Annotated in this window: 14 protein-coding genes; 8 read left to right on the forward strand and 6 right to left on the reverse strand. The window is 60.0% G+C overall.

The window, feature by feature from the left end:
• Positions 1 to 96 precede the first annotated feature (96 nt).
• The 3 genes from AOA61_RS03160 (at position 97) to AOA61_RS03170 (ending at position 4159) form a co-directional block, all read left to right on the forward strand.
• Positions 97 to 1461 (forward strand): MFS transporter, encoded by a 1365-nt coding sequence (locus tag AOA61_RS03160; protein WP_032886253.1) that lies wholly within the window; start codon positions 97 to 99, stop codon positions 1459 to 1461.
• Between the two features lie 11 nt (positions 1462 to 1472).
• The gene (garD, locus tag AOA61_RS03165) at positions 1473 to 3026 is read left to right on the forward strand and encodes a galactarate dehydratase (protein ID WP_032886254.1); all 1554 of its coding nucleotides are present in this window, start codon (positions 1473 to 1475) and stop codon (positions 3024 to 3026) included.
• A 191-nt stretch (positions 3027 to 3217) separates the two neighbouring features.
• Complete coding sequence (locus tag AOA61_RS03170; RefSeq protein ID WP_099601131.1) at positions 3218 to 4159, forward strand: AEC family transporter; 942 nt, start codon at positions 3218 to 3220, stop codon at positions 4157 to 4159.
• Here AOA61_RS03170 and AOA61_RS03175 read toward each other — a convergent pair.
• The 6 genes from AOA61_RS03175 to gatC all read right to left on the reverse strand — a co-directional run bounded on the left by AOA61_RS03175 (position 4156) and on the right by gatC (position 9380).
• A complete protein-coding gene (locus tag AOA61_RS03175) occupies positions 4156 to 4536 on the reverse strand; it encodes a carboxymuconolactone decarboxylase family protein (protein WP_099601132.1) in 381 nt (126 codons plus the stop codon). The two genes, AOA61_RS03170 and AOA61_RS03175, sit on opposite strands and share 4 nt — an antisense overlap.
• Positions 4533 to 5588 carry a calcium/sodium antiporter gene (locus AOA61_RS03180; protein WP_099601133.1) on the reverse strand — a complete coding sequence of 352 codons (1056 nt, stop codon included), beginning with the start codon at positions 5586 to 5588 and terminating at the stop codon, positions 4533 to 4535. Before AOA61_RS03180 ends, AOA61_RS03175 begins: the two co-directional genes overlap by 4 nt.
• Before the next feature lie 49 nt (positions 5589 to 5637).
• Positions 5638 to 6009 (reverse strand): septal ring lytic transglycosylase RlpA family protein, encoded by a 372-nt coding sequence (locus AOA61_RS03185; RefSeq protein WP_032886258.1) that lies wholly within the window; start codon positions 6007 to 6009, stop codon positions 5638 to 5640.
• Between the two features lie 159 nt (positions 6010 to 6168).
• Positions 6169 to 7614, reverse strand: coding sequence for an Asp-tRNA(Asn)/Glu-tRNA(Gln) amidotransferase subunit GatB (gatB, locus tag AOA61_RS03190; protein ID WP_032886259.1), 1446 nt, complete (start codon positions 7612 to 7614; stop codon positions 6169 to 6171).
• Positions 7615 to 7624: 10 nt separating this feature from the next.
• Positions 7625 to 9076, reverse strand: a complete 1452-nt coding sequence (gatA, locus tag AOA61_RS03195) for an Asp-tRNA(Asn)/Glu-tRNA(Gln) amidotransferase subunit GatA (protein WP_032886260.1) — start codon at positions 9074 to 9076, stop codon at positions 7625 to 7627.
• 16 nt (positions 9077 to 9092) lie between these two features.
• A complete protein-coding gene (gatC, locus tag AOA61_RS03200; RefSeq protein WP_003188556.1) occupies positions 9093 to 9380 on the reverse strand; it encodes an Asp-tRNA(Asn)/Glu-tRNA(Gln) amidotransferase subunit GatC in 288 nt (95 codons plus the stop codon).
• A gap of 210 nt (positions 9381 to 9590) precedes the next feature.
• Here gatC and mreB point away from each other — a divergent pair, with 210 nt between their 5' ends.
• From mreB to rng, 5 genes are all read left to right on the forward strand, one after another.
• On the forward strand, positions 9591 to 10628 hold the full coding sequence (mreB, locus tag AOA61_RS03205; protein ID WP_002555108.1) for a rod shape-determining protein MreB: 1038 nt from the start codon (positions 9591 to 9593) through the stop codon (positions 10626 to 10628).
• A gap of 138 nt (positions 10629 to 10766) precedes the next feature.
• Positions 10767 to 11888 carry a rod shape-determining protein MreC gene (gene mreC / locus AOA61_RS03210; protein WP_081797680.1) on the forward strand — a complete coding sequence of 374 codons (1122 nt, stop codon included), beginning with the start codon at positions 10767 to 10769 and terminating at the stop codon, positions 11886 to 11888.
• Positions 11888 to 12376, forward strand: coding sequence for a rod shape-determining protein MreD (gene mreD / locus AOA61_RS03215; protein ID WP_032886262.1), 489 nt, complete (start codon positions 11888 to 11890; stop codon positions 12374 to 12376). Before mreC ends, mreD begins: the two co-directional genes overlap by 1 nt.
• Positions 12377 to 12427: 51 nt before the next feature.
• The gene (locus AOA61_RS03220) at positions 12428 to 13024 is read left to right on the forward strand and encodes a nucleoside triphosphate pyrophosphatase (RefSeq protein ID WP_032886263.1); all 597 of its coding nucleotides are present in this window, start codon (positions 12428 to 12430) and stop codon (positions 13022 to 13024) included.
• 70 nt (positions 13025 to 13094) lie between these two features.
• A complete protein-coding gene (gene rng / locus AOA61_RS03225; protein ID WP_032886264.1) occupies positions 13095 to 14552 on the forward strand; it encodes a ribonuclease G in 1458 nt (485 codons plus the stop codon).
• Positions 14553 to 14624: the final 72 nt, after the last annotated feature.

The following is a 14624-nucleotide window of genomic DNA, read 5'->3' on the forward strand; positions in this document are numbered from 1 at the left end:
CGCTGCACCCAGTGGGGGCCGGACGCCTGCCGGCTCCCACGCTAAAAACACAAAACTATTACCCGCAAAAAAAATAATTAGTGGGAGTACTTCTACATGCAAGCGACCAAGCCGACTCACGTCCGCTATTTGATCCTGCTCATGCTGTTCCTGGTGACCACGATCAACTACGCCGACCGGGCGACCATCGCCATCGCGGGCTCCAGCCTGCAGAAAGACCTCGGCATCGACGCGGTCACCCTCGGTTATATCTTCTCTGCATTCGGTTGGGCCTACGTGGCCGGGCAAATTCCCGGTGGCTGGCTGCTGGACCGATTCGGCTCGAAAAAAGTCTACGCCCTGAGCATCTTCACCTGGTCACTGTTCACCGTGCTGCAAGGCTATGTCGGTGAGTTCGGTGTATCCACCGCGGTTGTTGCGCTGTTCATGCTGCGCTTTATGGTGGGCCTAGCCGAAGCGCCTTCCTTCCCGGGTAACGCTCGGATTGTGGCGGCCTGGTTCCCCACCGCCGAGCGCGGTACGGCCTCGGCGATCTTCAACTCGGCGCAGTACTTCGCCACGGTGTTGTTCGCGCCGCTGATGGGCTGGATCGTCTACCGCTTTGGCTGGCAGCACGTGTTTATCGTGATGGGCGTGATCGGCATCGTGTTCTCGCTGATCTGGCTGAAAGTGATCCACAGCCCGCGCCAGCACCCGATGATCAACGAAGCTGAGCTCAACCACATCGCTGCCAATGGCGCGATGGTCGATATGGATCAGGACAAAGGCAAGGGTAAGAAAACCGACGGGCCGAAGTGGGATTACATCCGCCAGTTGCTGACCAACCGCATGATGTTAGGCGTGTACCTGGGCCAGTACTGCATCAATGGCATCACTTACTTCTTCCTGACCTGGTTCCCGGTGTACCTGGTGCAGGACCGTGGCATGACCATCCTCAAGGCAGGTTTCATCGCCTCGTTACCGGCGATCTGCGGGTTTATCGGTGGCGTGTTGGGTGGGGTCATTTCCGACTACCTGCTGCGCAAAGGCCATTCGCTGACGTTCGCCCGCAAGGCGCCGATCATTGCGGGCTTGCTGGTCTCCAGTAGCATCATCGCGTGTAACTACGTTGACGTTGAATGGATGGTGGTGGGCTTCATGGCCTTGGCCTTCTTTGGCAAAGGCGTTGGCGCACTGGGTTGGGCGGTGGTGTCCGACACCTCGCCGAAACAAATCGCCGGTCTCAGTGGTGGCTTGTTCAACACCTTCGGTAACCTGGCTTCTATCACCACGCCTATCGTGATCGGCTACATCATCAGCACCACCGGTTCCTTTAAATGGGCCCTGGTGTTTGTCGGCGCCAATGCACTGGTGGCGGTGTTCAGCTATCTGGTCATCGTCGGTCCGATCAAACGTGTAGTACTCAAAGAGCCGCCAACCAAGGGGCCAGAGTTGACCAACCTAACCGAAGCGCATTCCTGAGGGGCCCCGTGATGCAGTTGATTGAACATGCCGACTCGCCGCGTTCCATTCGTTTGCACGAGCGCGACAACGTAGTGATCGTGGTCAATGACCAGGGCGTACCGGCCGGTACCGAGTTTCCGGACGGCCTGGTGACCGTGGATTTCATCCCCCAGAGCCACAAAGTGACCCTGGAAGACATCCCCGAAGGCGGTCAGATTATTCGCTACGGCCAGACCATCGGTTACGCCCTGGCGCCGATTCCGCGCGGCAGTTGGGTCCAGGAAGATCAATTGCGCATGCCGACCGCGCCACCGCTGGACAGCTTGCCGCTGTCCACCGAGGTGCCCGAAACCCAGGCACCGCTGGAGGGGTTTACCTTCGAGGGCTATCGCAACGCCGACGGTACTGTGGGCACGCGTAACATCCTTGGCATCACCACCACGGTGCAGTGTGTGACCGGGGTGCTGGACCATGCGGTCAAGCGCATCAAGGACGAATTGCTGCCCAAGTACCCACACGTCGATGACGTAGTGGCGCTGACCCACAGCTACGGCTGCGGGGTGGCGATCACGGCGACAGATGCGTACATCCCGATCCGTACCGTACGCAACCTGGCGCGCAACCCGAACTTGGGCGGCGAAGCCCTGGTGATCAGCCTGGGTTGCGAGAAATTGCAGGCCGGGCAGGTGATGCACGACAACGACAGCTCGGTCGACCTGAGCGAGCCGTGGCTGTATCGGTTGCAGGATTCCAGCCACGGCTTTACCGAGATGATCGAGCAGATCATGGACTTGGCCGAAGTCCGCCTGAAGAAACTCGACCAGCGCCGCCGGGAAACCGTGCCGGCATCCGAACTGATCCTGGGTATGCAGTGCGGCGGCAGTGATGCGTTTTCCGGCATCACCGCCAACCCCGCGCTGGGTTACGCCTCTGACTTGTTGTTGCGGGCTGGGGCGACGGTTATGTTTTCCGAAGTGACCGAAGTCCGCGATGCCATCTACCTGCTGACTTCTCGTGCGCAGACAAAGGAAGTTGCCGAGGAGCTGGTCAGGGAAATGGACTGGTACGACCGTTACCTGGCCAAAGGCGAAGCAGATCGCAGCGCCAATACCACGCCGGGCAACAAGAAGGGCGGGTTGTCGAATATTGTCGAGAAGTCCTTGGGTTCCATCGTCAAGTCCGGCAGCAGCGCGATCAACGGCGTGCTGGGTCCGGGTGAGCGCTTCAAGAGCAAGGGCCTGATTTTTTGTGCGACGCCGGCCAGCGACTTTGTCTGCGGTACGCTGCAATTGGCGGCGGGGATGAACCTGCATGTGTTTACCACCGGGCGTGGTACGCCGTACGGGCTGGCAATGGCGCCGGTGGTGAAGGTGTCGACCCGTACGGAGCTGGCGCAGCGCTGGCCGGACCTCATCGATATCGACGCCGGGCGCATCGCTACCGGGCGTGCGAGTATCGAGGAGCTGGGTTGGGAGTTGTTCCACTTCTATCTGGATGTGGCCAGCGGTAAGAAAAAGACCTGGGCGGAGCATCACAAGCTGCATAACGACATCACGTTGTTTAACCCGGCGCCGATTACCTGAGACCGAGTCGCCTGCATCAGGGGCAAGGCCCCTCCCACAGTTTGACCGCGTTTATCCTGTAGGAATGCGGTCGAGTGTGGGAGGGTCGGTGCGACGATTCGACTTGCCCCCGATAGCGGTCTACCGGGCGCCGTTGGGCTGTATGGCTTATCATTAGCCACCTAACGACGCTCACCAAGGTTCTCCCCGGCATGCTGGCTATCTTCCTCACCACCCTCACCATCACCGCGCCGGTATTTGCCATGCTGTTCCTGGGTGTGCTGCTCAAGCGCATCAACTGGATCAACGACAACTTTATCCACACGGCTTCGTCCCTGGTGTTCAACGTCACCATGCCGGCGTTGCTGTTCCTGGGCATCCTGCATGCCGACCTGCATTCGGCGCTCAAGCCGGGTTTGCTGATCTATTTTTCCGTCGCCACGCTGGCGAGCTTTGCCCTGGCCTGGGGCTGGGCGATCTTTCGCTGCAAGCGTGAAGACCGGGGCATCTACACCCAGGGCGCGTTTCGCGGCAATAACGGGGTGATCGGTCTGGCCCTGGCCGCCAGCATGTACGGCGACTACGGCATTTCCCTCGGCGCGATTCTCGCGGCGCTGGTCATCCTGTTCTACAACACCCTGTCGACCATCGTGCTGGCGGTGTACAGCCCGGTGATCAAGTCCGACCCGTGGAGTATCTGTAAAAGTGTGGTGGCCAACCCGCTGATCATCAGCGTCATCGTGGCGGCGCCGTTCGCGTTTTTTCAGATTGGCCTGCCGGGCTGGCTGGAAAAATCCATGCAGTACCTGGCGGATACCACCTTGCCGCTGGCCTTGATTTGCATTGGCGGCACTTTGTCACTGGCGGCGTTGCGCAAGAGCGGCAATATGGCGCTGAGCGCGAGCTTGATGAAGATGGTCTGGCTGCCGGTTGTCGCGACCTTGGGCGCGTGGCTGCTGGGCTTTCGCGGTCCGGAGTTGGGGATTCTGTTCCTGTACTTCGGCGCGCCGACGGCCGCTGCAAGTTTCGTGATGGCCAGGGCGGCCGAGGGGAATCATGAGCTGGCGGCGGCGATTATCGTGATCACTACGCTGATGGCGGCAGTGACCACGAATATTGGGATTTTCGTATTGCAGGCGGGTGGCTGGATCTAGCCTTCCTTCTGGTAGCTGTCGATCACTTCCTGGGCCGCGCGGAACGCATCAATCGCAGCCGGTACACCGGCATACACCGCGCAATGCAGCAGCGCTTCGCGAATTTCCTCCACAGTACAGCCGTTGTTCAACGCGCCACGCACGTGGCCTTTGAGCTCCTGTGGGCACTTGAGCGCGGTGAGGGCGGCGAGGGTGATCAGGCTGCGCGTCTTCAGCGGCAAACCTTGGCGGTTCCACACACTGCCCCACGCATGTTCATTGACGAAATCCTGCAGCGGCTGGGTGAAGTCGGTGGCGTTGCCCAGGGCGCGGTCGACGAATACATCGCCCATGACCTGGCGACGCATCTCAACCCCAGGCTTTTTCTGATCGGTCATTTCGATTCCCTCTTGTGTTGGCGGCGCCAGGCGCGCAGCGAGGTGAATAGCAGGATCACCACCAGCGCTGGCAGGACGTAATACAGCATCAATTGTTCAAGCTTGTTGGCCAGGGGCATGCCGGTGGTAAACGACATCACGTGCAGCCCATACGCCAGGTACAGGCCCAGCAATACCAGACCTTCGGCGCGGGTGACGCGGTAGCCGGTATAAAACACCGGCAGGCACAGCACCACCACGCCGAGCATCACCGGCAGGTCGAAATCCAGGGCGTTGGGCGACACCGACAGTGGCGATGGCGCCAGCAGCGCGGTTAGACCCAACACGCCCAGCAGGTTGAACAGGTTGCTGCCGATCACGTTACCCACGGCAATTTCTCGCTGGCCGCGCAGGGCGGCAATCAGTGAAGTCGCGAGGCACGGCAGCGAGGTACCGACGCCGATAAGCGTCAGGCCGATGATGCGTTCCGACAAACCCAGGTCGCTGGCCACGTCCACCGCCGCACCGAGCAGCAGGTGGCCGGCTAGCACCAGGATCAGAAAACCGCCGAGCATCAGCAATACGCTGCTCAGCCAGGGCGCCTGGGTCACGGTGTCCAGCGTGCGTGGACGCCGCGAGTGTCGGGTCTGGTAGTGCAGCACGCCAAGGTAGGCCATCAAAGCAATCAGCAGCAGAAGACCATCGAGCGGCGTCAGTTCTTCATTGGCTGCAAGGGTAAACACCAGCAGGCCGGCGAGGATCATTACCGGTATATCCAGGCGTACCAACTGACGCGAGACTCGCAAGGGGATGATCAGCGCCGACAGGCCAAGGGTCACCAGGATGTTGAAGATGCTGCTGCCGATTACGCTGCCCACGGCGATGTCGGTATTGCCGGCCAGGGTGGCCTGCAGGCTGACGGTCATCTGTGGCGCGCTGCTGCCGAAGGCCACGATCGTCAGGCCGATGATTAACGGTCGCACTTTGAGGCTGGCCGCCAGGCGCACCGCGGCGCGCACCAGGATTTCGGCGCCGATGATCAGCAGCACAAGCCCGCTGACAAGTTCGAGCAGGCTCCAGGGCGAGAGGGCGGTTAATCCGAAAATGGCCAGGGCTCCGTCTTCAGTTGCTCAGGGCTTGCACGCGAACCCGTGCAGTGCCGCTGCTCAGCATACCCAGTTGCTCGGCAGCCTTGCGTGAAAGATCAATCAAGCGCCCGCGGGTATGCGGGCCGCGATCATTGATGCGCACAACGACGGATTTGTCGTTGTCGAGATTAGTGACCTTGACCTGGGTGCCGAAGGGCAATTGCCGGTGGGCGGCGGTCAGGGCGTTCTGGTTGAAAGGTTCACCGCTGGCTGTTTTCTTGCCATGGTGCCGGGCGCCGTAATAGGAGGCGGTGCCGGTTTCGTCGTAGCCGTTGGGGTTGATGAGGCCGCTGGCGCAGCCGGCCAGTAGTGAAAACAGGGCGCATAGGCCTAATAGACGCTTCATTATCAAGGTGCCCCCATCACAAATATGGGAGGGGGCTCGTCGCCGATAGCGGTGATTCAGTCAAAACAGTAATGACTGACACTCCGCCATCGGGGGCAAGCCCCCTCCCACCGCGGGCCCGAGTTAAGCGTGAATTCTCAACCGGACCATTCATCGCATTCAGCCTTCGAGCTTGCTTTTCAGCAGTTCGTTCACCTGTTGCGGGTTGGCCTTGCCTTTGGAGGCTTTCATGGCTTGGCCGACAAAGAAGCCGAACATCTTGCCGCGCTTGGCTTCGTCTGCCGCTCGGTATTGCTCGACCTGTTCGGCGTTGGCCGCCAGCATCTCATCCAGCACCGCCGAGATTGCGCCGCTGTCGGTGACTTGCTTCAGACCGCGCTTCTCGATGATCTCGTCGGCGCTGCCTTCACCGCTCGCCATGGCTTCAAACACGGTCTTGGCGATTTTGCCGGAGATGGTGTTGTCCTTGATGCGCAGCAGCATGCCGCCCAACTGCTCGGCGGTCACCGGGGCTTCGTCGATTTCCAGGCCCTGCTTGTTCAGCAGGCTGCCCAGCTCAACCATCACCCAGTTGGCCGCCAGCTTGGCGTCACCGGCAATGCTCACGACTTTTTCGAAGTAGTCGGCTTGCTCGCGGCTGGACGCCAATACGCTGGCATCGTAGACCGACAGGCCGAACTGCTCCTGGAAGCGCTCGCGTTTTTGCGGAGGCAATTCCGGCAGGGTTGCGCGGATGTCATTGAGGAACGAATCCTCAAGTACCACCGGCAACAGGTCCGGATCGGGGAAGTAACGGTAGTCGTTGGCTTCCTCTTTGCTGCGCATGGCGCGGGTTTCGTCTTTGTTCGGGTCGTACAGGCGGGTCTGCTGGATCACCTTGCCGCCGTCTTCGATCAGTTCGATCTGGCGACGTACTTCGGTGTTGATCGCCTTCTCGATAAAGCGGAACGAGTTGACGTTCTTGATCTCGCAGCGGGTGCCGTACTCGGCCTGGCCTTTTGGCCGCACCGACACGTTGCAGTCACAGCGCAGTGAGCCTTCTGCCATGTTGCCGTCGCAGATGCCCAGGTAGCGGACCAGCGCGTGGATGGTCTTGACGTAGGCCACGGCTTCCTTGGCGCTGCGCATGTCCGGCTCGGACACGATCTCCAGTAGCGGAGTGCCGGCGCGGTTCAGGTCGATCCCGGTGGCGCCGTTGAATTCTTCATGCAGGCTCTTGCCAGCGTCTTCTTCAAGGTGCGCACGGGTCACGCCGACACGCTTGATGGTGCCGTCTTCCAACGGGATGTCCAGGTAGCCCTTGCCGACAATTGGCAGTTCCATCTGGCTGATCTGGTAGCCCTTGGGCAGGTCCGGGTAGAAGTAGTTTTTGCGCGCGAACACGTTGTGCTGACCGATCTCGGCGTCAATCGCCAGGCCGAACATCACCGCCATGCGTACCGCTTCCTGGTTCAGCACCGGCAATACGCCGGGCATGCCCAGGTCTACCAGGCTCGCCTGGGTGTTGGGCTCGGAGCCGAACGTGGTGGCGCTACCGGAGAAAATCTTCGATTGGGTGGCGAGCTGGGTATGAATCTCCAGCCCGATCACAACTTCCCATTGCATAGTGTTCTCCTCAGAAGCCGTTAGGGGTGCGAGTGTGCCAGTCGGTGTTCAACTGGTACTGGTGCGCCACATTGAGCAGGCGGCCTTCTTGGAAGTACGGCGCGAGCAGTTGCACGCCCACCGGCAGGCCATCGACGAAGCCGGCGGGCATGGACAAGCCCGGCAAGCCCGCGAGGTTGGCGGTGATGGTGTAGAGGTCTTCCAGGTACTCGGCAATCGGGTCGCCGGTCTTGGCGCCGATCTTCCAGGCCGGGTTCGGCGTGGTTGGGCCGAGGATCACGTCGACTTCTTCAAAGGCAGCCATGAAGTCGTTCTTGATCAGGCGACGGATTTTTTGCGCCTTGAGGTAGTACGCGTCGTAGTACCCGGCCGACAGGGCGTAGGCACCGACCATAATGCGGCGTTGAACTTCGGCGCCGAAACCTTCGCCACGGGAGCGTTTGTACAGATCGGTCAGGTCCTTCGGGTTTTCGCAGCGGTAGCCGAAGCGCACGCCGTCGAAACGCGACAGGTTGGACGAAGCTTCCGCCGGCGCGATCACGTAGTACGCAGGAATGGCGTGCTGGTTGTTCGGCAGGCTGATTTCCTTGATCACGGCGCCCAGGCCTTCCAGCGTCTTGACGCTGTTGTGCACCAATTCGGCGATACGCGGGTCGAGACCGGCGCTGAAGTATTCCTTCGGCACGCCGATGCGCAGGCCTTTGAGCGAGGTATTCAGGCTGCTGCTGTAGTCCGGGACTGGCTCATCGATGCTTGTGGAGTCCTGCGGATCAAAGCCAGCCATGCCTTGTAACAAAATCGCGCAGTCTTCGGCGGTGCGGGCCAGAGGCCCGCCCTGATCGAGGCTGGATGCGTAGGCGATCATGCCCCAACGGGAAACGCGACCGTAAGTCGGCTTCAAACCGGTGAGGTTGGTGAAGGCGGCTGGTTGGCGAATGGAGCCGCCGGTGTCAGTGGCCGTGGCGGCCGGGAGGAGGCGCGCGGCAACGGCGGCGGCGGAACCACCGGACGAACCGCCCGGCACGTGTTCCAGGTTCCACGGGTTTTTCACCGCGCCGTAGTAGCTCGACTCGTTGGCCGAACCCATGGCGAATTCGTCCATGTTGGTTTTGCCCAGGGTCACGGCCCCAGCAGCGGCCAGCTTGGATACCACGGTGGCGTCGTAGGGCGCTTTAAAGTTGTCGAGCATCTTCGAGCCGCAACTGGTGCGAATACCCTGGGTGCAGAACAGGTCTTTGTGGGCGATAGGTGCGCCCAGCAGCGCGCCATTTTCACCGTTGGCGCGACGTACGTCGGCGGCCTTGGCCTGGCTCAGGGCCAGCTCTTCGGTGATGCTGATGAAGCTGTTGACCTTGGGATCGAGCTCGGCGATACGCGCCAGCAAGGTCTTGGTCAGCTCTTCGGAAGAAAACGTTTTGTCGGCGAGACCGCGGGCGATCTCGGCCAGAGTCATGTGATGCATTGCAGGCTCTTTCCCTTTAGTCGATGACTTTCGGAACCAGGTACAGGCCGTTTTCGACCGCTGGCGCGATGGACTGGTAGGCCTCGCGATTATTGCGCTCGGTCACGACGTCTGCGCGCAGGCGCTGGCTCGCTTCCAGCGGGTGAGCCAGGGGCTCGATGCCGTCGGTGTTTACGGCCTGCATTTGGTCAACCAGCCCGAGAATGCTGTTCAGGGCTGCGGTGGTCTGTGGAAGATCGGCGTCATTGAGGCCAAGCGAGGCCAGATGCGCGATTTTTTCCACGTCGGAGCGTTCAAGCGCCATGGGAATCTCCTGTGGAAAACAGAACGGAGGCTGTCCGTGTGTTAGATTGTCGGAACACTACCGCATTTCTACGGTCATAAGGCCGCGATTGTGGGGGTTGGTGCACAGAAAGTCGGCCAATTTAGCACATTGGCGCCTTGCCCAAAATCCCTGTCGTTGTTAGAGTTTGCCGCACTTTTTTACCCACGCGTTGCCTAGGGTCCTTTCCCCATGTTCAAGAAACTGCGTGGCATGTTTTCCAGCGATCTTTCCATTGACCTGGGCACTGCCAACACCCTTATTTACGTGCGCGAGCGCGGTATCGTTCTGAATGAGCCATCGGTTGTGGCCATTCGGACCCATGGTAATCAGAAAAGTGTCGTTGCCGTTGGCACCGAGGCCAAGCGCATGCTCGGCCGTACACCAGGCAATATTGCTGCCATTCGTCCGATGAAAGACGGCGTGATCGCCGACTTCAGTGTCTGCGAGAAGATGCTGCAGTACTTCATCAACAAGGTTCACGAAAACAGTTTCCTGCAGCCCAGCCCTCGTGTGCTGATCTGCGTTCCATGCAAGTCCACCCAGGTTGAGCGTCGTGCCATCCGTGAATCGGCCCTTGGCGCCGGTGCCCGCGAAGTATTCCTGATCGAAGAGCCAATGGCTGCTGCGATCGGTGCCGGCCTGCCGGTTGAAGAAGCTCGCGGTTCGATGGTGGTGGATATCGGTGGTGGTACTACCGAGATCGCCCTGATTTCCCTGAACGGTGTGGTGTATGCCGAATCCGTACGCGTAGGCGGCGACCGTTTCGACGAAGCGATCATCACTTACGTTCGTCGTAACTACGGCAGCCTGATCGGCGAATCCACCGCCGAGCGCATCAAGCAGGAAATCGGTACTGCTTACCCGGGCGGCGAAGTTCGCGAAGTCGATGTTCGCGGTCGCAACCTGGCCGAAGGCGTTCCACGTGCCTTCACCCTGAACTCCAATGAAGTGCTGGAAGCTCTGCAAGAGTCCCTGGCCACCATCGTTCAGGCTGTGAAGAGCGCCCTGGAGCAATCGCCGCCGGAGCTGGCTTCCGATATCGCCGAGCGAGGCCTGGTGCTGACCGGTGGTGGCGCCCTGTTGCGTGACCTCGACAAGTTGCTGGCCCAGGAAACCGGCCTGCCGGTGATCGTCGCCGAAGACCCGCTGACCTGCGTTGCGCGTGGCGGTGGTCGTGCACTGGAAATGATGGATAAACACACCATGGACCTGCTTTCCAGCGAATAAGCTCGTTGGTTGCGCCATGTTTCGCCCGCAGGCAGCACTTCTCAGTGCTGCCTGTCGGCGTTTATCTTCTTCAATCTGCATCCAGGCCGGTTAGATGCCGTATGAATAAAGAGAACATTTGCCTGGGAGGAGCGGCTTATTAAACCGCTTTTCGCCAAAGGCCCCTCATTGGGCGTGCGCTTATTGGTGCTGGTCGTGCTTTCGGTCGCGCTGATGGTGGTCGATGCCCGCTTCTCACTGCTCAAGCCGGTGCGTAGCCAAATGTCGCTGGTGTTGATGCAGACTTACTGGATCACCGACCTGCCGCAACGTCTGTTCCAGGGCGTGTCCAGCCAATTTGGTAGCCGCACCGAGCTCGTCGCCGAAAACGAAAAACTCAAGACTGAAAACCTGCTTTTGCAGGGGCGCATGCAAAAGCTCGCGGCCCTCACGGAGCAGAACGTTCGGCTGCGCGAGCTGCTCAATTCTTCGGCACTGGTCAACGAGAAGGTCGAAGTGGCCGAGTTGATCGGCATGGACCCGAATCCCTTTACTCACCGCATCATCATCAACAAGGGTGAGCGCGACGGTGTGGTCCTCGGGCAGCCGGTACTGGATGCCCGTGGCCTCATGGGGCAAGTAGTAGAGCTGATGCCCTACACATCGCGGGTTCTGCTGCTGACGGACACGACCCACAGCATTCCGGTGCAAGTGAACCGTAACGGCTTGCGCGCGATTGCCAGTGGCACCGGCAACCCCGAGCGCCTGGAGCTGCGTCACGTCGCCGACACCGCCGACATCAAGGAAGGCGACCTGTTGGTCAGCTCCGGTCTGGGTCAGCGGTTCCCCGCGGGTTACCCGGTAGCGACAGTTAAGGAAGTGATCCACGATTCCGGTCAGCCCTTCGCCATTGTACGCGCCGTGCCCACTGCCGCCTTGAACCGCAGCCGCTACCTGCTGCTGGTGTTCAGCGATAACCGCACCCCGGAAGAGCGCGCCAACGACGCCGCCCAGGCCCAGGAAGCGGAAGACAAGAAAAACGGCACGGCGCCGGTGATTCCCGCGACCGTACCCAAGCCCGCAGCGGCGACTCCCGTTGTTCCGGCGGCAACTCCAGCAGTTGCAGCGCCCGTGGCCACGCCGGTCAAGCCCGCGGCCCATAACGCGCATCCGGTGAAACCGGCCGCAGCGAAACCGCCGGTCAGCACGCCTGCCACCACGACGCCCGCTACGAAGCCTCCAGCCGCAGCTGCGGCTACCACGCGGCAGAGGGAGGAATAATGGCCAGTACTCATTCGAGCAATGGCTGGATCGTTTGGTTGACGTTCGCCATTGGACTGCTGCTCAGCGTTTCACCGCTGCCGCAATTCATGGAAATCTTGCGACCGCTCTGGCTGGCATTGCTGCTGGCCTTCTGGTCACTGAACCTGCCGCATAAAGTGGGCATGGTCACAGCCATGTTCCTGGGCTTGGCGGAAGATGTGCTATATGGCACCTTGCTGGGCCAGAACGCGTTGATCCTGACCCTCATCACCTTTCTGGTGCTGTCGTTGCAGCAGCGTTTGCGCATGTTCCCGATGTGGCAGCAGTGCCTGGTGATTCTGGTGATCTTCGGCCTGGCGCAGTTGGTACAACTGTGGCTCAGTGCCTTGACCGGTAACCGTCAGCCGACCCTGGCGCTGGTTTTGCCAGCTTTGGTCAGTGCGCTGTTGTGGCCCTGGATCAGTTTCGGTCTGCGTGGGTTACGTCGACGCTATAAAATCAATTGAATGGATTGCGAGGCTCTGCCTGGTTATCGAACCCCACAGGGAGAGTCTGCAATGAATTCGCTTTATCTGGCCTCGGGCTCCCCAAGACGGCGTGAATTGCTGACCCAGATCGGTGTGCCTTTCACCGTGGTCAGCGCCGCTATCGATGAAACTCCTCTTACCAATGAATCAGCTGTTGCCTACGTCGAGCGTCTTGCGCGCGGCAAGGCGTTGGCCGGATTTGCTGCGCTTGATCATCCATTGGGTGCTTGTGTGCTGGGTGCCGACACGGCAGTGATCGTGGACGGTCAGATCCTCGGTAAGCCGGTAGACCAGGCCGATGCCCTGGCGATGTTGATGGCCTTGTCTGGACGTGAGCATGAGGTGCTCACCGCCATCGCGCTCACCGATGGCCAGCGCTGCGAAACCCAATGTGTAAGCAGTCGTGTACGTTTTTGTGGGATCACTGTCGAACAAGCGACAGCCTACTGGCACAGTGGCGAACCCCAGGACAAGGCGGGCGGCTATGCTATTCAAGGGCTTGGCTCGGTGTTTGTCGCGGGCCTCAATGGCAGTTATTCCGCCGTAGTAGGGCTGCCGGTGTGCGAAACCGCGCAACTGCTCGACCAATTCGGCATACCCTGTTGGCAAAACCTTACCGTGCGCTAAACGCCTTGCATCAGCGCCCAGCCTTAAGCGATCGGTCACTATTGTGAAAACGCCTGAACGAGACCCAGCCATGAGTGAAGAGATTCTGATCAATATCACGCCGATGGAATCGCGCGTGGCGGTGGTAGAGAACGGTGTTCTGCAAGAAGTGCACGTTGAGCGCACCCAGAAACGCGGGATCGTGGGCAATATCTATAAAGGCAAAGTAGTGCGGGTGTTGCCGGGCATGCAGGCGGCTTTTGTCGACATAGGCCTGGACCGCGCTGCGTTTATTCACGCGTCGGAAATTTCCCTGCGCGAAGGGCCAGCGGTAGAAAGCATCAGCGCCCTGGTACATGAAGGGCAGAGCCTGGTGGTGCAAGTCACCAAGGACCCCATCGGTTCCAAGGGCGCACGCCTGACCACCCAGCTGTCGATTCCGTCGCGTTACCTGGTGTACATGCCGCGTACTGCCCACGTCGGCATTTCGCTGAAGATCGAAGATGAGGCTGAGCGCGAGCGCCTGAAAAAGGTGGTCAGCGACTGTGTGGCCGCCGAAGGCATCAAAGAGGCGGGCGGTTTTATTCTGCGTACTGCCGCTGAAGGCGCGGGTGCTGATGAAATCCTAATGGACATCCGCTACCTGCGGCGTCTGTGGGATCAGATCGGCGCACAGATCAAAACCATCGGTGCGCCAAGCGTCATCTATGAAGACCTGGGCCTGGCGCTGCGCACGTTGCGCGACCTGGTCAGCCCCAAGATCGAGAAAATTCGTATCGACTCGCGGGAAACCTTCCAGCGAACCACGCAATTTGTTGCCGAGTTGATGCCGGAAATTGCTGACCGCTTGGAACACTACCCTGGCGAGCGGCCGATCTTCGACCTGTATGGCGTCGAAGACGAAATCCAGAAGGCCCTGGAGCGCAAGGTCCCGCTCAAGTCCGGGGGCTATCTTGTGGTGGACCCGGCGGAAGCTATGACCACCATTGACGTCAACACTGGCGCTTTCGTTGGCCATCGCAATCTCGAAGAGACCATCTTCAAGACCAACCTTGAGGCCGCTACTGCGATTGCGCGCCAACTGCGCCTGCGTAACCTGGGCGGCATCATCATCATCGACTTTATCGACATGGAAGATGAAGACCACCAGCGTCAGGTGCTGCGCACCCTGGAGAAGCAGCTCGAACGCGATCACGCCAAGACAAATATCATCGGTATTACCGAGCTGGGCCTTGTGCAGATGACGCGCAAGCGCACCCGTGAAAGCCTTGAGCAGGTGCTATGCGAACCGTGCAGCAGTTGCCAGGGACGGGGTAAGTTAAAGACCCCCGAAACGGTTTGCTACGAGATTTTCCGGGAAATCTTACGAGAGGCGCGGGCCTATCAGGCCGAAGGTTATAGAGTGCTTGCCAATCAGAAAGTGGTCGACCGGCTGCTGGACGAAGAGTCCGGCAACGTTGCCGAGCTGGAAGGATTTATTGGGCGCACGATTCGTTTCCAGGTTGAAACCATGTATTCCCAGGAACAATACGACGTGGTGCTGCTCTGATCCCCATTCGCGTTCTTTCTTCGAGACCGGCAGACCTTGAGCTGCCGTCCGCCTACTGCCTTGAGGGTCGCC

Source organism: Pseudomonas sp. 2995-1 (assembly GCF_002742505.1).
Lineage (GTDB): Bacteria > Pseudomonadota > Gammaproteobacteria > Pseudomonadales > Pseudomonadaceae > Aquipseudomonas > Aquipseudomonas sivasensis.